13 protein-coding genes and 1 tRNA gene are annotated in these 19,509 nt (G+C 49.0%); all 14 read right to left on the bottom strand.

Annotation, left to right across the window (positions count from 1 at the left end; genetic code table 11):
* Positions 1-137: 137 nt before the first annotated feature.
* The 14 genes from HU175_RS03970 to HU175_RS04035 all read right to left on the bottom strand — a co-directional run bounded on the left by HU175_RS03970 (position 138) and on the right by HU175_RS04035 (position 19,506).
* Positions 138-2,282, bottom strand: coding sequence for a T9SS type A sorting domain-containing protein (locus tag HU175_RS03970; protein ID WP_176565354.1), 2,145 nt, complete (start codon positions 2,280-2,282; stop codon positions 138-140).
* A 173-nt stretch (positions 2,283-2,455) separates the two neighbouring features.
* Positions 2,456-5,422: a T9SS type A sorting domain-containing protein gene (locus tag HU175_RS03975; protein WP_176565355.1), complete on the bottom strand. Its 2,967-nt coding sequence runs from the start codon at positions 5,420-5,422 to the stop codon at positions 2,456-2,458.
* Positions 5,423-5,483: 61 nt separating this feature from the next.
* Positions 5,484-6,494 carry a GTPase ObgE gene (gene obgE, locus HU175_RS03980; protein WP_176565356.1) on the bottom strand — a complete coding sequence of 337 codons (1,011 nt, stop codon included), beginning with the start codon at positions 6,492-6,494 and terminating at the stop codon, positions 5,484-5,486.
* A gap of 41 nt (positions 6,495-6,535) precedes the next feature.
* On the bottom strand, positions 6,536-7,123 hold the full coding sequence (locus HU175_RS03985) for an adenylate kinase (RefSeq protein ID WP_176565357.1): 588 nt from the start codon (positions 7,121-7,123) through the stop codon (positions 6,536-6,538).
* 182 nt (positions 7,124-7,305) lie between these two features.
* Positions 7,306-9,060, bottom strand: coding sequence for a tetratricopeptide repeat protein (locus tag HU175_RS03990; RefSeq protein WP_176565358.1), 1,755 nt, complete (start codon positions 9,058-9,060; stop codon positions 7,306-7,308).
* Between the two features lie 87 nt (positions 9,061-9,147).
* A complete protein-coding gene (locus tag HU175_RS03995) occupies positions 9,148-10,080 on the bottom strand; it encodes a PstS family phosphate ABC transporter substrate-binding protein (RefSeq protein ID WP_228724409.1) in 933 nt (310 codons plus the stop codon).
* A gap of 214 nt (positions 10,081-10,294) precedes the next feature.
* Complete coding sequence (locus HU175_RS04000) at positions 10,295-11,122, bottom strand: energy transducer TonB (protein WP_176565360.1); 828 nt, start codon at positions 11,120-11,122, stop codon at positions 10,295-10,297.
* A gap of 6 nt (positions 11,123-11,128) precedes the next feature.
* A complete protein-coding gene (locus tag HU175_RS04005; protein ID WP_176565361.1) occupies positions 11,129-11,665 on the bottom strand; it encodes an ExbD/TolR family protein in 537 nt (178 codons plus the stop codon).
* A gap of 49 nt (positions 11,666-11,714) precedes the next feature.
* Positions 11,715-12,341 (bottom strand): ExbD/TolR family protein, encoded by a 627-nt coding sequence (locus HU175_RS04010; RefSeq protein ID WP_176565362.1) that lies wholly within the window; start codon positions 12,339-12,341, stop codon positions 11,715-11,717.
* Positions 12,342-12,408: 67 nt separating this feature from the next.
* A complete protein-coding gene (locus tag HU175_RS04015) occupies positions 12,409-13,242 on the bottom strand; it encodes a MotA/TolQ/ExbB proton channel family protein (RefSeq protein ID WP_176565363.1) in 834 nt (277 codons plus the stop codon).
* 551 nt (positions 13,243-13,793) lie between these two features.
* A tRNA-Pro gene (locus tag HU175_RS04020) sits at positions 13,794-13,867 on the bottom strand.
* Between the two features lie 85 nt (positions 13,868-13,952).
* Positions 13,953-16,358 carry a M1 family metallopeptidase gene (locus HU175_RS04025; protein WP_176565364.1) on the bottom strand — a complete coding sequence of 802 codons (2,406 nt, stop codon included), beginning with the start codon at positions 16,356-16,358 and terminating at the stop codon, positions 13,953-13,955.
* 24 nt (positions 16,359-16,382) lie between these two features.
* Positions 16,383-18,779 carry a M1 family metallopeptidase gene (locus tag HU175_RS04030; RefSeq protein WP_176565365.1) on the bottom strand — a complete coding sequence of 799 codons (2,397 nt, stop codon included), beginning with the start codon at positions 18,777-18,779 and terminating at the stop codon, positions 16,383-16,385.
* Between the two features lie 106 nt (positions 18,780-18,885).
* On the bottom strand, positions 18,886-19,506 hold the full coding sequence (locus HU175_RS04035) for a HupE/UreJ family protein (RefSeq protein WP_176565366.1): 621 nt from the start codon (positions 19,504-19,506) through the stop codon (positions 18,886-18,888).
* Positions 19,507-19,509 lie beyond the last annotated feature (3 nt).

The following is a 19,509-nucleotide window of genomic DNA, read 5'->3' on the forward strand; positions in this document are numbered from 1 at the left end:
TAGGACTAATTTACGACTACCTCAAAGATACAATTAATGCATTGTATCACAATGTTGACTACTTTCTTTAGAATTGTACTAAATAGTAAGCCCCGTAATCAAACCGATTACGGGGCTTACTCCGTGAATTATAACAGCTATCGATTGATAATAAGACGCTTTGATAGATCGAAACTTGCCGACTGTACACGGATGATGTACACACCCTGAGAAAGGTTAGAAATGTCCAGCGCTTTTCGTTCGTTCAGGATCGGAACCTGGGTGGCAAAAACACGTGCACCGGACAGTGAGTAGATCGTTACGGCAGCATTCTCCAGGTTTTCGATGGTTTCAATCGTGACGACGCCATCACTTGTCGGATTCGGATATATACTCAACCCACCATTGGAGCCATCGAACGTGAACGCTTTGGGGGCGCTGAAATCAGAATAACAGGTTAGATTGTTATTGTTGAGACTGAACTCTGATTTAGTCCGGGCCGAATAGTTGGCTGTAACAACCACCTTCACTACGGCGCTGTTCTGCGGAATAATTTCATTGCCACGTCGCCAATCGTATAAATCTGTCTGACCACCTGTTGAGACTGGTAACACTGCCTGCAGCGTAAACGTACCAATCTGCTCGATAGATGGCGCCGGCAACTTGCTGCGAACGGTCAGCGTAACGGGAGACGACTGGGCCGATCGACAGCCATATACGTTGATGGCCTGAGCCCTGTACTGACCGCTTTGGTTTATGCGTAAGGTGTTGCCAACGGCGCTCGTGCTCCAGAAAGCTGTACTAGTGCCCGTCGTCGTTGTCGCCAGAGTCAGTGCAGAGTCAGCGCATATCTGCTGCTGGGCGGCCGCCGGAGTAGCTGGCTGATTGGCCAGCGAAATCACTGGCGTTGCTGGCTGAATGGCGCCCTGCACATCAACAGTAGGAGACAGATACGTATTACCTGTTTCGTCCTTCAGCACAGCCCGGTATATTCCCGACTCACTTACGTTGATGCTTCGGCTGGTTTGTCCCGTGCGCCAGTTGTAGGAGCGGTATAAAGTTGGCAACGTTAACGTCAGATTATTGTTGCTGGTGGCACAGCTAACCGTTACGGTTGGGGGGGCCAAGGCTGGTAACGGCCGCGAACTCTGAAAAAAGACCGAACTCAGACTTTCGAACCAGGCCTGACCAAGCTGCCGGAGACCATCACCCCCAAAGTGAACTTCTCCCTCAAAACGTGGAATTTGGATATTGTCCGTGTAAGGACCAGCAAAAACGTTATTGTTATACGTATTGATCACATCATTCTGAGCCTGTATAATCTCCTGGCTTACCTTTCCCGAGTTGTAGGACGAACGAGCCAGTACCCAGGCGGGGTAACGCTTCGTATCGGCGCGGGTCTTATTGACCAGATACTGCATATCTTCGGCATAGGCCTGACGAGTGGAGTTAAGAGGTACATTGTCATTTTCCCCCTGTTGCCACAAGACAGCCCGTAGTCCCTGCAGAGAACAATAGTAACGAAGAGCCGTGATCAGGTTGCCATAAGGCATACCGTCCGGAAAATTTTCGTAAGGCGTTCCTATCGCAAAAATATTCTTCGTGATTTTGCCTTCCGAACTTTCCCGCCAGTTTCTGATAACAGTCGCCTGCCAGGCAGTGTTGATAAACAGAACCGGAACGTTGTATTGCTTGGCAATCAGGTCGCCCAGAACGCCCCAGCACCAGGCGCTCTGGCCACGGGGGCCAATTAACGAACTAGCGCTTAGTTGCTGGAACATAGGTGATGGTGGGTCACCCAGTGAGTTGGCCGTAGTGTTATCAAACGTAACGCAGTTCACTCGATCGTCGGCAGCGGCCGGAGCACCGAAATTCTGAAAACCCTGCGCATTGGACTGACCGGTAATGATAAATACTTCACCGATTCCAATTTTACGCACTTCGCTGGTACCGAGTTCGACCCCGGCCGACAGGGCTCGTACTTCGAGCCGATACCAGCCACCCTGCGCGCGAAGCGACCCCTGGAAAACTCCTCCCTGCGGATTCCGCTGGATGGTTGTCCAGTTTGTGTTAATGCCCTGCCCGCTTACCTCTGCCTGAACCCGAGCCTGAACACTGTCGACAGCCTGATAATAATTGCCTGAAAGATAAATCGTGGCCGTGTTGTCATTCTCCCGCTGAAATACTGCCCGGCTCTCTGGATATGTAATCTTGATTGGCTGGGTCGATTGAGCTAATGTAGTACCGGCAAAACACGGTAAACAGGCAATCAGAAACCTAAAAAATAAGTAACGATTGTTCATCCGTTAATCAGTAAAAATAAGATCACCCTAAGCATTGATTTCTTCCTCATCTGATACAGATACGTAATCAGATTGAATTCTGGTTTGCCAGATATTCATGAGAAATGAACTATCTAGGTAAAATGCAAAATTAGGGCTAATTTCTTTGATTAAACGGTTGTTTGTTCAGAATATTACAAACCGAGTAATATTCGCTTTGATACATCAAAATCAGCGGCTTGCACGCGGAGGATATACGTACCAACCGCTAAAGAAGTCAGATTGATCTGTTTGCGTTCAGAGAAAGCTGCTATCGGGAAAACGGCCAAGCGCTGCCCAGTCAGGCTATAAACGGTGATAACCCCGTTCGTTAGATTTTCCTGGGTTTCCAGATAGACGATTTTGTCCGGATTAGGATTAGGGTAAATGCTAAGTCCCTGATTAGTTGGGTCGACAGTAAACGTTAGCGGAGCCGACGCCAGGGAAAAACAGGTCAGCGTTTCCGAATAAACTGTAGACGCTTTAGCAGTATACTGTCCTGATTGACTGGCCTTAATAAACGCTGTCTGAACGGCCAGCGAGTCATTATCCCGGCGCCAACGGAACGCCGTGCCATTGGTAGAGCTAATGGCCTGCAGCGTATAAACACTGGCAATGGTTATAGTAGGCGCCGGGGGTAATGGGCGTGTTTCCAGCGTTCGTGAACCCGACTGTGCGGAAATACATCCATTTACGTCCCGGACTTTGGCCGAATACGTTCCTGCCCGATTAACTACGATGCTCATAGTTGAGTCTCCGGTACTCCAGAAAACAGTGTAAGGCCCTTCAACCCGCAATGTTGTCCGGTCATCCTCACAGATGGCCGATCCCCGGTTGGAGAGGATTGTCGGCGTAGCAGGCAGGGCATTAACGGTTACAACAATCGTGCTTGAGTTGGGCGATAAGCAGCCGTTCTGATCCTGAGAGCGGGCGGTGTAGTTGCCTGATGCCGTTGCGCTGATTGTCGTGCTGGTTTGTCCGCTGGACCAGACAATGGCGTTGTTGCCACTAATCCCCCGCAGCGTAACCTGGTTTCCGGCGCAGAAGGTTGTTGTACCTAAGGCTGTAATAGTTGGCGATGCAGGTAGTGGATTTACTACGGTTGTGATTGCATCGGATAAGACCGATGTACAACCGAAGCGGTTTGTGGTGCGAACGGCAAAGGTACCAACCTGGTTAGTCGTCAGGCTGCGAGTCGTCTGGCCGGTAGTCCACTGATAAACTGAATCAAGGGGAGCGGTTAGAGTTACGCTCTGATCGGCGCAGAAAGTTGCCGGTCCACTGGTAGCAATAACAGGCTTGGCCGGCACCGGATTAGCGGTCACTACGATCGTGTTAGACCGGGCCGATGTACAGCCATTCTGGTCGGTTACCGTTGCAAAATAGTTGCCAGAAGAACCAACCGCTACAGTTTTACCCTGTTGACCATCGCTCCAATTGTATTGCACGTTGTCATTCGTGACGCGTAAGACCGTATTGTCGCCTTGGCAGAACGTAGTTGGTTTGTCGTTTGCGATGCTGGGCGTTGCCGGTAATGGGTTGACTGTTACATTAATCACGTTTGACGTAAACGTACAACCGCTTACATCCTGATAACGGACAAAGTAAGCACCCGCAGATGCTGTTGTGAAAACGCGGCTGGAGCCTACCGTCGTGTTATTCTGCTGGTTAAGCCAGGTAACGTTGTCATAATTGGCTGTCAGCGACAAGTTACTACCGATACATACCGATGGGGGGCGGTTGTTAACAACCGACGCTACGGGCAAATCGGCAATTCGTGCCTGACCTGTAAAGAATGTGTTGCCCCGTGCATCTTTAACTTTTGCCTGGTAGGCACCCGAACTTTTGGTAATTGTATTACCTGTTTCGCCGGTATTCCATACGATGGACGCATACGTACCGTTCACCGAAATGTTTACCCGGTTGTCACTCGCGCAGGCTACCGATAGGGCAGGAGCAGCTGCCGGACCAACGGGCGTTGAGCGCTGAAAAAAGGAATCGTTCAGGCTGGCATTCCAGGCAGCAGCAACTTCAACCAGGCCTGCGTTGTCGAAGTGCAGCCCTTCCGGATCTTCCAGAGGAGGGCGCTTGCGGGGAATCTGAATCTTGTCGGTTTCGGGACCAGGAAACGTATTGGCGGTACTACTGATTACCAGATTCTGGGCCGCAATGATGTTCGCGTCGGTCAATCCGATGAAATCTCCGTACGAAGCGCGGGCTACTACCCACGACATGTTGTTGTTGTAGTCGGTGCGACTCTGGGCAATAACCGCCTGTACAGAGTTGACGTACTGTTGTGTAGGAATATTAAGCAGATTGTCGGCTTCGCCCTGTTCCCACAAGATAGCCCGCAAGCCAAGTGTATTAGCATAAAACTGCAGCGCTACTTTCAGGTTGGCATACGGCTGCCGGGGGAAATAAGGATCACCGAAAATGTAACCGTAAGCAATGCCACCCTCGGGGGCGCTATCACTCCAGTTCTGGGATGAGGTGCCTGAAAAGGCACTGTTGAAGAACATTACCGGTACATTCAGCCGCTTTGCCAGCAGATCGCCCAACTGCCCCCAGCACCAGCTTCCTACACCACGGGGGGCAATCGTAAAGCCTGAGGTATTGTCTAGTTTGCTGAAAACAGGCGTCGGTGGGTCATTTGGATAGGCATTGTCCGGATAACGGTAATTGACACAGTTGACCATGTCATTACCAGGGTTAGGCGCGTCCTGATGAACACCCTGCGCGTTGGATTGACCGGCAACGATGAAGACTTCGCCCACCCCAACCCGTTCTATTGATGTAGCACCGACCTGTTGGTCGTTGTTCATACCCCGAACTTCCAGATTGTACCAACCGCCCTGCCCGGTAAAATCACCAGCAAAAACCCCTCCTGTGGGGTTATTCTGAATGGTGCGCCAGTCCGTGGAGGTACCTACGCCATCACGGGCTACCAATCGAGCCTCGACCCGATTGATGGCGGATGTGTAGTAACCCGAAATTCGGAACGTAGCCTGATTGGCGTTGTTACGTTGGAAGACGGCCCGGCTGGTAGGAAATGAAACTTGAACCTGAGCTAAAACGAAAGAGGGTAACAGGAATAAAATGACCGCTACGGACAGGTATTTCATAAGAGTCAACAGCTCAGCCGGCCGGTTAAGGTTACCGTCGGATGAAAAGAAATAAGAGTTGTTAGTTCTCGGCAGGTTCAACAGTAGTCAAATGCTGCCATAATATATCTTTCAAATTATCTAATCCAATCTGACTTACCGCCGAAATAAGAGCTACCGGAACTTTTTGGGGTAAATTCTTTTTCAACGCATCAAGCGTTTCGGTATCAACAGTATCGATTTTCGTAATAGCCAGAATCCGGGTTTTGTCCATTAGCTCCGGATTATACTCCCGCAACTCGTTAAGCAACGTGTTATATTCCTGACGAATGTCTTCTGTATTGGCGGGCACCATGAACAGCAGAATCGAGTTACGCTCAATATGCCGCAGGAACCGAAGGCCGAGCCCTTTCCCCTGCGAAGCACCTTCGATAATACCAGGAATATCGGCCATGACGAATGATTTATACCCTCTATATGCTACGACCCCTAAATTGGGCACAAGGGTTGTAAAGGGGTAGTCAGCAATTTCGGGTCGTGCTGCTGACATCACCGATAAAAGGGTTGATTTACCTGCATTCGGGAAACCAACAAGCCCTACATCTGCTAGCAATTTTAGCTCCAGAACGACCCATTCTTCCCGTCCGCCCTCGCCCGGCTGCGCATAATCGGGCGCTTGTTGCGTCGCGGATTTAAAATGATCATTCCCGAGCCCGCCCCGACCGCCCGGTAATAATATTATTTCCTGGCCGTCTTCGGTAATCTCCGCAAGCTTGTCCGTAGAATCCGGATCACGGGCTATTGTTCCCAGCGGCACTTCCAGAATGATGTCCTCACCCTGGGCGCCGGTCCGGCGCCCACCTTCACCAGCTACGCCGTTACCCGCTTTTACGTGTTTTCTGTATTTTAGATGAAGTAACGTCCAGAGTTGTGCGTTACCTCGCAGAATAATATGGCCTCCTCGTCCTCCGTCGCCACCATCAGGTCCACCCTTCGGCACGTGTTTTTCCCGGCGAAAATGAACAGAGCCAGCTCCACCAGCACCCGAACGGCAGTTAATTTTTACGTAATCGATGAAGTTAGATGAAGCCATATTTGTTTTTACTACGCCTGACAGAGTTGTCTGCGTTGCATTTACTGTGTTTTTACGGATACCTGCTCAATTTTCTGGCAGATAGCTGTAAAGATTGATTCAATTTCTCCTATACCATCAACAGCAAGGTATTTGCCCTGTTTCTCGTAGAAATCAGCAACGGGCATTGTTTCGCTGTTATATACCCGAACACGACGACGGGCCGTTTCTTCATCGCGGTCGTCAGGTCGTCCCGACGTTTCTCCGCGTTTCAGCAACCGCCGAATAAGTTCTTCATCTTCTACCACCAGCGAAATCATCGTTGTGATTTCAGTATTGTATTGCGTTAATAAATCGTCCAGAGCTACTGCCTGATTGACCGTGCGGGGAAAGCCATCGAAAATGAAACCCGCGGCTTCCTGATTTTCCCGCAGTTTATATTCGATCATACCAATCACTACTTCGTCGGGAACCAGCAACCCCTGATCCATCAACTGTTTGGCTCGCAAGCCCAGTTCTGTACCCGCTGCAATCTGAGACCTTAATAAGTCGCCTGTAGAAAGATGAACCAGGTTATATTTCTTAATTAGCTTCTCGCTCTGAGTACCTTTACCAGCACCAGGAGGGCCAAACAAAACTAGGTTAAGCATAAAGCTTGACGGAGTTAACTACTGATTAAAAATGTGTCTGCAAATTTACAAGGTCCCCTGATATAAAATAATTATTAAAACGGCTAAGTACAGGTTTTTACGTAACGCAAAACATTCTTGATTGATGGATACAAAAAAAGCGTGGGATCTGCATCCCACGCTTTTTTCTTTCTCTTTATGAATTATTTCGTGCTTTTCTTCGCTGCGGTTTTAGGTGCAGTCTTCGTTGCAGCTTTAGGCGTTGGATCGAGAGCTTCCTTCGCTTGTGCATCGTTAGGGTCGATAGCTAACACTTTCGTTAGATACTCCTTCACTTTAGCATCGTCTTTGTCGGCTGCGGCATAACCAGCTAACGCTTTGTACGCAGTCACCAAGTAGCGCGAATAGTCAGTTTTGTCTGTCGAATCTTTTGGATTCGTAGCTTCCTCAATGAATTTCTCATAATAAGGAACAGCTGATTTGTTCGCTAAGGCTTCTGTCCGTGGATAAGCGTAGTAGTTGGACTGAGCACGATAATAGTAAGCTGCCGGATAGGCTTTACCAGGAATTGCCTCAATGCGTTTTGCAGTTTCTGCGAAAGCTGAGTCAGCACGCAGGTAATACATCTTACGAGTTTCTGCAATCTGAGCCGAATCCATTGGTGCTGCCGATGAGTCACGACCTACACGTGGAGCATATTGGTAGTTAGCCAGTGCCATGTATAAGAAGTCGTTGTTTTGTGGCTTATCGTCGTTTTTGATAGCCTTAGCATATGTATCTGCCGCTTTATCGTACTTCTTGATATCGTAATATTTCTGAGCAATCTCCCGATATACGTTATCTACCGTATCGAGCGGTGCTGCTTTCTCCAAATAAGCGATCGCAAGCGAATCACCTTCCGGCGTTTTCGTCATACCATAAGCACGGCCCAGGTACTTGTAATCATCAGCAATCACTTTATTTGGTGCTTCGCCAATGAATTTGTTCAGCGATTCAACCGCTTTTTGTGGTTGTTCCAGACCGTAGTAAGCCCAACCGTAGATCCGGTCAATGATTGGGTTATTAACTTTCCCCTTCAGTTGGTCCAGATACGTAATTGCTTTCTGATAATCCTGCGCCAGGAAGTAATAACGCGCTACGTCCAGCAAACGCTCTGGATCGGTCGTGCCACTTTTCTGTACGTATTTTTCGTAGTTCTCAGAAGCGCCTTTGTAAGCCCGCGAGCTAGCCAGAGCATCGGCAAAAGCTAGATAAGTGGGTGCAAACTCCGGATCGATCTCGATGGCCTTGGTAAAGAAGTTCTGAGCTTCTTTGTAGTTCTTACCACGCAGATACAGCCGTCCGATCTTGTAGTCAGCTTCAGCCAGTTTTGGATCGATAGCCAGCGCGTTTTCGTACTTGGTAATAGCGTTACCACCATCATTTTTCAGGAAATAGGCATCGCCCATTGCCATTTCAATCTGCGCGTTTTCGTTTTTCTTATCGCGCTCATCAGCGATCGTCAACAACCGAATTGCTTCAGCAGGATCGTTGGTCGAATCTGATAGCGTATACATTTCACCGGCACGCAGCAGGACCTCAACGTTTTTATTTTTCGTTTTATCAACTGCCTCGTCGATCAATGTTTTCGCCGTAGCCCGATCCTTTTTCGCCAGAGCAACCCCAGCAAGACCCACTTTATTCAATTGATCTTTAGAATCAGCAGCCTGACCTTTTTCGAAGGCAGCTTTTGCTTTATCTAGCTGACCACTTTTCAAATAAGCATAGCCTAAATAAAACTGATTTTCAGCCGAAGGAGAACTAGATGCTAGCTGGGTCAATGTCTGCTCAGCTTTGTTGAATCGCTCTGCTTCTACGTCCTTCAGGGCCGTAGCCAGATCCTGCGCCCCCACCTGAACGGTAGTAGCGGCACCAAGGAACAGCATGGCTAAGAGCGACTTATTTTGCTTGTTCATCATGTATTTTAGGTTGGAATTATAAAATGGTTTAATGCTTATTTAACAAAGCGCAAAACTAAAAAATTGCTTTTAAAGCAAAAAAATTACTTAATCTGTAAGCTTTATCTCCCGATTATATGGTATTGTTGGCCAAAGCCCCAATTTATAAATAATCAAAGATCCTGCATCGCGAACAATGTAATTGATCAGCCCTCCGCCTAAACCTGGATGTGCTTCCCGGCTTATTATATAAATCGGGCGACGCAAGGGATAGCGCTGCATGCCTAAATCTTCCTGAAACGGCTGAAAATAATCGTTTCGGCTTGTCGGCTTGTCTTTGCTTGAGACACCCATCACCCGTAGGTTTTTGGCCAATTCGACAGAAAGCGGCTCATCACCATCGCTAATCCAGTTCACTCCGATAAAACCTAATGCAGTAGGATTTTTACGGACAAAATCGATAACCTCCCGGTTAGAACGAACCGTAAATATCCTCAATTTAGTCAGGTCTTTCGTCTGGAACGTTTTTAGTATAAACTCCAGATTACTCGAATTGTTATTGTCAAAGACCAGCGTAAGAGCTCCTGTCTGGTTACCACCTTTCAGCTCAGCCCATGACTTTACACTACCAGTGAATACCTGGCGCAGCTCACTCATAGTAATCAGGCTATCTGTGTTGGCTTTGTTAATAATTAACGCCACCCCATCCGTTGCAATCTTTTCTACGTCACCTTCAATCTTTCGTTTATCCAGTACTGATCGTTCACTCGTTGTCAGCTCCCGGGTCGAAAAAACCAGTCGGGCACTGTCACGAAGCATCATATTGATAGCTTCGGCTTCAGGTTTGTAAACTACATTGAAATGAACTCTCGGATAGATCCCGGCATAAGCCGAGGTTAGCTGTGTGACGAGTGGCCGGAAAGATTCATCGGCAGCTACTGTGATTGTCCCCTGCGATGGACTATCCAGGGGTGGTTTTCCGTTTCCGCAGCCAAATAGCGCAAAGGCAATGCCACCAAGTACTAATGTTTTAGCGATCATCTCTGAAAGTTTTGTAAGCCCGATATGCTCTGAAACTTCCATACACTAATAGCAACACCGCTAACCCATAACGAATATAAGGGTTGGGTAAAAGGCTAAAAGACTGAGAGGAGGCAATCAGTCCGATGCCTCCTCCCAAGTATGCCATTGAAGCCAGCACTGATAGATACAGTGTCAACTGCTCTGGGCCTCGACTTTGTCTACGCATAAAAGACTATTCCAGCGTAAAATTGATCGGTAGGTTGTATTTAACCCGGACTGGCCGTCCTGACTGTTTACCTGGCCGCCACTTTGGCATCGCTTTAATTACACGGATAGCTTCTTCATCAGTACCGAAGCCTAAGCCTTTCAGCACGGCTACATCCTGAATACTACCGTCCGTATTAACAACGAAGCTTACGAATACGCGACCTGCTACGTTAGCGCGCTGAGCGGCTGCTGGATAGCGCAGGTTTTTGCTCAGATACTGACCGAGTGCGGCCATACCACCGTTGAATTCTGGCTGTTGCTCTACCACGGTGAAGACTTGCTCTTCTTTCGGAGCGGCTTCGACAGCTACCTCAACGCGGGTTGGGGCGGCTGTGGCTTCTGGGGCGGCAATTACCTCTTCGGCGTTTGGATCACCAACCTGGGTTTTTTCGGCAGCTACTGCTTCCTTCAGTTCCTCTACGGCTGGTGGTGGCGTCTCTTCGGGTACCTCCTGATCTGGTTTTACTTCAGGCGGAAGGAATTTCACCGTGTTCACCTTCGGTACTTCAACCGGTGGTGGTGGTGGCGGTGGCGGTTCGTTTGGATCGATTGGTGGAGGTGGTGGCAGGTTTACCAGGTTTACCTCTACCATTGCCTGTTCGTCTTCTTCTGGAGCAAGCGCGGTAATGATGGTTGGGGTCAGTACGCCCAGAACAAATATGGCACCACCGATCAAAAGAGCACGGGTGACAATTTTGGGGTACTCGGTCCGCAACGCATAAGCACCGTATGCTTTGTTCCGGTTCGCAAACACGATATCATCGAGTGTTGCGTCTTTTGGAGTTTCTGCCATGGTGTTTTATACGTCTAATTTGGCTTTGTCTTTCAGAAGTTTTACTTCTTCCGGGGTGAGTTGATCTACCAGTGCGTAACGTTTGGTTTTTGTGATAGCCATTTCGTCCAGCACGTCAACCATATTCTTGTAGGTCGACAGTTTTGTTGGCTTGATAACAACTACGAATTTGTCGGCGGGAACCTTGCGGGCATTTTCCTGAATAGCCTGACGGAATTCGTAACCATATCCTACCGTTTTAACCTCCGGATCTTCGTTGGCGGCCTTCCCAAAAATGTAGTGGGCCTTGTTGTCGTCTCCCAGAAACACCGTCATTACGTTCGATGCTTTGATGGGTTCTGTTTCTTCCTGCTTTGTTTTGTCCGGCACGTTGAGCGTCATCGAAGATGGTTTGCTCAGGGTGGTAGCCAGAATGAAGAAGGTGATGAGAAGGAATCCGAGGTCCACCATGGGCGTCATGTCGACGCGGGTAGACGCTTTCTTGGACCGTACCTTACCACCATCATGCTTGCCACCACCACCACCGGTGTTAATTTCTGCCATGGCTTTTTTGGTTTAGCTTTAATTACGATAACGCAATTAAAGTTGTTGGTTAGTCAGCTTTCCAGCCAGCTGGCGGAGCTTCCGTGCCAGTGATGAGGTTGAACTTGTTGATGTTCTGCGCCTGAAGCGTAGCCAGCACGTTCTTGAATTCCGGGAATTTAGCCAGATTATCGCCTTTCAGAGCAATACGCAGACCGGTGTTAGCCTTCCGGGAATTAAATACCCAATCCTTAAGCTCGTTGGTAGCGCCTGCTCCTGTCGAATCTGTGGGGATACCTGGCTGTTTTACCTGTGCCCGTTGAGCTTCAGGTAACTCCAGATAAGATTTTAACTGGTTAATGGGCAGACCAAAATTTGACATTAACGAGAACTCTTTCTTTTCCTTATCGGTGAAAGTGAGTCCTTTCGCTGCTGATATGTTGTCTAGCATCGCGATACGGTCCTGAGGACTATCAACGCCAAAATAAACTTTTCCGTCTTTGCCCAGACCAATGGTCATTATGTCCTTATCGGGAACCTTGATACCGGAGATTGACGACGGCGTTTCAATTGATGCGGCATCCTGCGATCTAAACTGAGCGGTTAGAATAAAGAATGTCAGCAACAGGAACGCTACGTCAGTCATCGCGGTCATGTCCACCGAGGAACTGGCGCGCTTTACTTTAACTGCGGGCATGAGAGTGTCTGTTTCTGCCTGCCCAATTCGGGAACTGGGCAGGCTGGTTTGTCAACTAAAAGAAATCTTAGTAATGAGCAGCAAAATTCTGCTGGATGCTCAGACCGATTTCGTCGATGTTGTACGTCAGAACGTCAATCCGGCTGGTAAAGTAGCTATACATGATCGTAGCGATAGCAGCTGTACCGATACCCAGAGCCGTGTTTACAAGGGCCTCAGAGATACCCGTCGACAGAGCACCGGTGTCAGGCTGACCACCAGCACCCATGGCTGCGAAAGCGCGGATCATACCAAGTACCGTACCTAACAGAGCAATCAGCGTAGATACCGAAGCCAGCGTAGCGATGATCGTCAGGTTTTTTTCCAGCATTGGAAGTTCCAGCGTCGTTGCTTCTTCTACTTCTTTTTGCAGAGCAACCAACTTTTGTTCTTTGCTCAGCTCAGTGTCGGTCGACAGTTGTTGGTATTTTACCAGCGCCGTTTTCACAACGTTACCAATCGAACCTTTCTGACGATCGCACTCCTGAATAGCACCAGCTACGTCGTTTTTGTCAAGTTGGCTTTTTACTTTCCGAACGAAATCATCGATCGAACCCGAACCGTTTGCGCGGCCGATGGTGATAAAACGCTCAATCGAGAAGACCAGTACCGTCAGGAAACAGGTGAAAAGGATAGGTACGATAAAGCCACCTTTGTAAACGGTACCAAAATAATCACCTGGCAATGGCTCTTTCGTGTTGTCACCGTCCTGGAAGTGGCTGGCATCACCGAAAACGAACAGATAGGTCAGAATACCAATCAACAAAAGGACTGGAATCGTGAACGCTGGATTCAGACCGCTCGACTTCTTTTTTGGTGCCGCTGCTTTGGCCGGTGCTGGAGAAGGAGTTTGTGTTTTCATTGGAACTGGACTGTAGGGTTAAATTGAAAGTTGGTTTGCTCGGTAAAAAAAGCGAAAAAATTAGACTGTTTCAGATTGCCCAGTTAAAAAATTAACTAAAACAATCCGAAGCCTCCACAAAAATAGGCTTTTTTAGAAGAAAACAACGCAAACACGTAAACCAAACTTTTTCTTTTAATGGAAGTACACCAATAAATAATAGAACAAATCTGATTTTACTCATTTGTGTGGGAGCTAACCTTTCTGCGGCTAAGATGCTGTTTTTCAGTAAATCGACAGTCCACTCGTTCGTTCACACAAAACATGAAAATAGCAAGGGTGGGGCTTTGTTCATAAAATAATTGTTAAATGATGCTTAGTTGACGTATTCTCTTTGAAAGATCTTCATTGGTAAGATGCGTCCACCCCCTAAATTGCACACCACTCCCTGAAAAATAGTAAAAATTCTGCTAGATACCCTGATAGATAGGCTGCAAAGAAGCCCGCAGGAGGTCGCTCGGTCGTCGTCAAGACAATAAAAAAACCGTCAGATGAATTCTGACGGTTTTAAGTCGGGAAGGCGGGATTCGAACCCACGACCTCTTGCACCCCATGCAAGCACGCTACCGGACTGCGCTACATCCCGAATGGGATTGCAAAAGTAAGTGTCTTTATTGACAAATAGAAAAAAGGAGCCGGAAAATAGTTGATTCTCCGGCTCCTTTTCTGATTTATTTTTTGTTGCCACTACCCTGCGTTGCTGGTGGCTGCGCGGGACGGCTTTGCTGCATTGGGTTCTGGGTTGCTCCCCCAAAACGCTGCTGCTGCTTAAACAACTGGAAACGAGTTGGCTGACTTACTCGTGGGAACGAGTTATTGCCGGCATCAATATCTGCGATTTCGTAGAAAGGGTCCAGTGTCCATTGGGTTACTTTCTTGTTCGTAACTATTACTTTATTAATAGCTACGTCGTTGAAGCGCCAGATCTCGGCCGGGAAACGGGCTACTGAGTCGGTACCGTCTTCAAACTGCATCCGAACGATAACTGGCATCGGTACACCCCCCTTATTTTTCAGCGACAGCGTATAGAAATTATTCTGGTCGGCTGTTTCAATGGCTTTACGTTCTGATTCACTTAGTGTGGCCAGGTAATCCTGGTATTTTTTACGGTCTGAATCGGTGACGGCGTATGGGTCATAGCTATTATAGAAATCACGCATGCTCGAATCCACCGCAACGACACTTTCTGCCTGAGTAGCTGCGTCACGCTGCTTAGCAATGGTACCTGCCTTACGTTTGGCTTCGGCGCGGGCTGCGGCTTTTGTCAATTCCGGATTGCCGGAATCGACCTGATACCAGCTTACTTCGGCGAGTTCCTGATCAACTGGCTCAACACCATAGAACCAGCCTTTCCAGAACCAATCGAGGTCAACGCCGGATGCGTCTTCCAGGGTGCGGAAAAAATCAGCGGGTTCGGGGGACTTGAAGGCCCAGCGACGAGCGTACTCTTTAAAAGCATAGTCAAAGAGCTCACGCCCCATCACGGTTTCGCGCAGGATGTTCAGTGCCGTAGCGGGCTTGGCATAGGCATTGGCGCCCAGATTGATAACGTTATCCGACGAAGTCATAATTGGTGACAATACCGATTTGTCGGATTTCATATAATCCGTAATGTATTGCGGTTCACCCCGACGGCTCGGGAAATTGTAATCCCACTCTTTCTCGGCCAGGTACTGGCAAAAGGTGTTTAGTCCTTCGTCCATCCAGGTCCATTGCCGCTCATCAGAGTTAACAATCATCGGGAAGAAGTTATGCCCAACCTCGTGAATGATGACGCCAATCATTCCCGCTTTGGTGCTCTCCGAATAGGTACCATCTGCTTCCGGGCGACCACCGTTGAAGGAGATCATTGGGTATTCCATACCACCACCGGCCGTAGCATGGCAGGAAATAGCCACTGGGTACGGGTATTTGATGGTCCGGTTGCCATACGATTTCAGCGTATGCTCAACGACACGCGTCGAATATTGACCCCACAATGGATTTCCTTCTTTGGCATAGAATGACATTGACCAGATTTTGTGTCCATCACCGTATACATCGGTCTGCATGGCGTCCCAGATGAACCGACGGCTGCTGGCGAATGCAAAGTCACGCACGTTCGAGGCTGTATAGACCCAGGTTTTCTTGCCTACTTTATCGGTTGGCTTGGTTTTCAGCGCGGCCTCTGCTTCATCCTGCGTAACGATAACAACCGGAGTTTTGGATGTCGCAGCCTGCGCCATCCGTTTTTGCTGCGTAGCTGAAAGCACCTGCTTATAGTTTTGACACTCACCCGTTGCACCCACTACGTGGTCACTCGGGGCGGTGATAGCTACTTTGTAGTTACCGAAAATCAGTGTGAATTCACCCTGTCCCAGGAACTGCTTGTTCTGCCAGCCATTCACATCATTGTAGGCACACAACCGGGGAAACCAGTGTGCAATAAAGTAGTTATAGTTGCCATCTTTAGCAAAATACTCCATACCGCTACGACCGTAGTATTCGGTTACAAAGTAGTTCCAGTCTACATTAAATGAATAGCTGCCGCCGGGTTTCAGACCTGTTGGCAGATCGACGCGCATCATCGTCTGGTTGATGGTATACGGCAGGGCTTTTCCTGATTTCGCGTCTTTGATCGAGGTAATGGTATAGCCGAATTTGTCGGACGCCTGCTGCTGGCTGCGCTCCCGAACGGAGGTTAGGTTCTGCAGAGCGTTAAAGCTCATACCGCTCTCGTTGATGGTACCAGTCCGCGTAATGCTCCCCGTCGACCCCTTAGCAAACAGGTTCTGATCGAGTTGAAGCCAGATGTACTTTAACTCATCGGTTGAGTTGTTGTGGTACGTAACGGTTTCTGTACCAATGATTTTCTGATTCGCGTCGTCCAGTTCGACTTTGATGTCGTAATCGGCCCGGTTCTGAAAATAATCCTTTCCGGGCGCCCCCGCAGCCGTGCGGAACGTATTTGGCGTTGGCAGCGTGGGGCCTAGCTGTTCAAAGCGGGTATTGGCATTCTGGGTTGGTGCCGCTGGTCGCTGGGCCAGTAAAGCGGCCGACCATAGGGTCAGACCAGCCAGTAACACTATTTTTCTCATAGTCGATTGAAGTTGAATATTTGGTTAGTTTCGGCCGGTGCCCTGTTTGGCTGGTGATGACTGGCGTTGTTGCTGCATTGGATTTAGGGCTGCTGCGCCCCGGCCCTGCTGTTGCTTAAACAACTGGAAGCGGGTTGGCTGGGCAACCGGCGGGAATGAGTTATCTTCCGTATTGATATCGGCAATTTCATAGAATGGATCAAGTGTCCATTGCTTCACCTTTTTGGAGGTGGCAATCACTTTCTTGATCGATACGTCGTTAAACCGCCAGATTTCAGCCGGGAAGCGGGCTATTGAATCTGTACCGTCCTCAAACTCCATCCGCACAATTACCGGCATCGGAATACCTCCTTTGTTCTGAAGCGAGAGTGTATAAAAATTTGTACCTGCTTCGGCCAGCAATCGTTCTTCGGCACTCAGCGAAGCCAGATAATCCTGGTATTTCTTTTTGTCCGCGTCCGTAACCGCATAGGGGTCATAGCTATTGTAGAAATCACGCATTGTGCTGTCCATCGATACTACTGTTTCGTCTTTGCTTAACGCGTCACGTTGTTTGCTGATGGTATTCATGCGCTGCTGAGCCGCTTTCCGGGCGTCTGCCTTAGTTATTTCCGGATTCTGTGAGCTGGCCTGAAACCAGTCTACTTTCACCAGAGACTGATCAACGGGCTGTACGCCGAAGAACCAGCCCTTCCAGAACCAATCGAGATCAACGCCCGATGCGTCCTCTAGGGTGCGGAAAAAATCAGCGGGTTCGGGGGACTTGAAAGCCCAGCGACGAGCATATTCTTTAAAAGCATAGTCAAAGAGCTCACGCCCCATCACGGTTTCGCGCAGGATGTTCAGTGCCGTAGCGGGTTTAGTGTAGGCATTTGGTCCGAACGTACCTGGCAAGATGTTGTCCGAACTGCTCATGATAGGGACCTGCTGGCTCGAATCAACCTGCATGTATGGGACAATATACTGCGGATCAATACCGTGAGCGGGGAAGTTGGCATCCCATTCGAGACAGGCCAGCCCTTCCAGGAAGCTGTTCAGGCCTTCATCCATCCACGACCATTGGCGTTCGTCGGAGTTAACAATCATCGGGAAGAAGTTATGACCAACCTCGTGAATTACGACGGAGATCAGGAAATTCTTAGTCCCGACTGAATAGGTGCCATCAGCTTCAGGACGGGCACCGTTGAAGCTCATCATTGGGTACTCCATACCACCGATAGGACCGTGAACGGAATAGGCTACCGGATACGGATAGGCAATGGTCCGGCGGGAGTATGATTTCAGCGTGTGGGCCACAAGCCGGGTCGAATATTGACCCCAGAGTGGATTCGCTTCTTTCGGATAGAGTGACATTGCCCAGACGCGTTTCCCTTCAACCGTTGGCTGCAGAGCGTCCCAGATAAACTTACGGCTACTGGCAAAGGCAAAATCCCGTACGTTATCGGCTTTGTAAATCCAGGTTTTGGTGCCTTTTACGTCGCCCGGTTTCGCTTTTTCGGCAGATTCAGCGTCGGCCTGTGTAACGATCTGAATCGGGTTTTCGCCCGGTTTGTCACCCCGAAGTTTGGCTTCGTTCCAGCGCTTCTGCTGAGTAGCTGTTAACACCTGCGCCGGATTCTGCAGCTCTCCCGTGGCACCTACTACGTGGTCGCTTGGGGCGGTGATGGCCACTTTGTAATTACCAAAAATCAGTGTGAACTCGCCCTGACCCAGAAACTGCTTGTTCTGCCAGCCGTTTACGTCGTTATAAGCGCATAGGCGCGGAAACCACTGGGCCATTTCATAGATGTAGTTACCATCTTTTGGGAAAAACTCGTAACCCGACCGGCCACCAACAGCTTTAGAGTCGATGATTTTGAAGTTCCAGTCGATAGTAAAGGTTACGGACTTACCGGGAGCTACAGCCTGTGGCAAGTCAACGCGCATCATCGTCTGGTTGATCGTGTACCTGAGCGCCTTCCCCGACTGATCGCGTACAGATGTGATTTTGTGACCATAATCCTTACCCGCAAGTCCCGCGCTGGGGTCGATCTGCCGCATGGACGCACCCCGGTCGGCGTTGATGCTGCTCGTTTTTGCTACGTTGCCAATCGCATCGGGTTTGAACAGGTTCTGGTCCAGTTGCAGCCATAGATAGGGGAGAGCATCGGCGGAGTTATTATGATACGTAATGACTTCAGAGGCCGTTATCTTTTGGGTAAGATCATCCAGCGTGACTTTGATATCATAGTCTGCGCGGTTCTGAAAATAGTCCTTTCCGGGCGCCCCCGAAGCCGTACGGAACGTATTAGGAGTAGGTAATGAGGGGCCTAGCTGCTCAAAGCGAGTGTTAGCATGTTGCATCGAAGGAGTCGGTGCTTGTGCCTGAGCAGACCAGGTTGACACGGCCAGACTCGCCATCAGCAAAATTATCTTTTGCATAAATTAGGTTGTAGTTGTTGACAGGAGGGCTAAAAATACAAAAAAAAGAAGTCTGCCAGATTTGTATTTTGATGAGAATAAAGAACTTGAGGAGGAGTGGTAAACATTACTTCATTAACTCACCCAAATACTCGTTGGCAATGATGAGGGAAATGGCCATTCCGGCTACAACTCCTGAAACAGCCAGGGTCCAGCGCAATCGGCTGACGGAGAACAGTGTCAGCACCAGATAGGCCAGCGTCAGGATGATGGCTACAATAAGCAGTTGGCCTAATTCCAGACCAATATTGAAAGCCAGCAGCGGCTGGACAATAGCGGCTTCCCGCCCTAACAGACTCCGTAGATAATTCGAAAAACCCATGCCGTGGATAAGCCCAAAGGATAGCGCCAGGCCGTAGCGACCCATGTTACGCTGGCTTCCAGCCAGCGCCGGCTGATTACGTGAGCGGGGTTCCTGATAACCGAAATTAATCAGCGCTGTAAGCAGGATCGTGATCGGGATCAGCAACTCGATAACCTCGGTTTTATACTGGATCAGACGTAGCGTGGCCAGTGCTAACGTAATGGAGTGCCCTATAGTAAATGCCGTGACGAGAATTAGAACCTGTCGCCATTGCTGCAATGTATAGACCGCGCAGAGGGCTATGACAAACAGGATATGGTCGTAGCCACCCGGATCGGTAATGTGATCGAAACCCAGGCGCAGATAGATTAGAAAATCACTCATCAG

Source organism: Spirosoma sp. KUDC1026 (assembly GCF_013375035.1).
Taxonomy (GTDB): domain Bacteria; phylum Bacteroidota; class Bacteroidia; order Cytophagales; family Spirosomataceae; genus Spirosoma.

What these genes read in the sequence shown, in the direction of transcription:
- HU175_RS03970 (WP_176565354.1), bottom strand. Translation starts at nt 2,282, where the DNA reads ATGAACAATCGTTACTTATTTTTTAGGTTTCTGATTGCCTGTTTACCG.
- HU175_RS03975 (WP_176565355.1), bottom strand. Translation starts at nt 5,422, where the DNA reads ATGAAATACCTGTCCGTAGCGGTCATTTTATTCCTGTTACCCTCTTTC.
- obgE (WP_176565356.1), bottom strand. Translation starts at nt 6,494, where the DNA reads ATGGCTTCATCTAACTTCATCGATTACGTAAAAATTAACTGCCGTTCG.
- HU175_RS03985 (WP_176565357.1), bottom strand. Translation starts at nt 7,123, where the DNA reads ATGCTTAACCTAGTTTTGTTTGGCCCTCCTGGTGCTGGTAAAGGTACT.
- HU175_RS03990 (WP_176565358.1), bottom strand. Translation starts at nt 9,060, where the DNA reads ATGATGAACAAGCAAAATAAGTCGCTCTTAGCCATGCTGTTCCTTGGT.
- HU175_RS03995 (WP_228724409.1), bottom strand. Translation starts at nt 10,080, where the DNA reads ATGATCGCTAAAACATTAGTACTTGGTGGCATTGCCTTTGCGCTATTT.
- HU175_RS04000 (WP_176565360.1), bottom strand. Translation starts at nt 11,122, where the DNA reads ATGGCAGAAACTCCAAAAGACGCAACACTCGATGATATCGTGTTTGCG.
- HU175_RS04005 (WP_176565361.1), bottom strand. Translation starts at nt 11,665, where the DNA reads ATGGCAGAAATTAACACCGGTGGTGGTGGTGGCAAGCATGATGGTGGT.
- HU175_RS04010 (WP_176565362.1), bottom strand. Translation starts at nt 12,341, where the DNA reads ATGCCCGCAGTTAAAGTAAAGCGCGCCAGTTCCTCGGTGGACATGACC.
- HU175_RS04015 (WP_176565363.1), bottom strand. Translation starts at nt 13,242, where the DNA reads ATGAAAACACAAACTCCTTCTCCAGCACCGGCCAAAGCAGCGGCACCA.
- HU175_RS04025 (WP_176565364.1), bottom strand. Translation starts at nt 16,358, where the DNA reads ATGAGAAAAATAGTGTTACTGGCTGGTCTGACCCTATGGTCGGCCGCT.
- HU175_RS04030 (WP_176565365.1), bottom strand. Translation starts at nt 18,779, where the DNA reads ATGCAAAAGATAATTTTGCTGATGGCGAGTCTGGCCGTGTCAACCTGG.
- HU175_RS04035 (WP_176565366.1), bottom strand. Translation starts at nt 19,506, where the DNA reads ATGAGTGATTTTCTAATCTATCTGCGCCTGGGTTTCGATCACATTACC.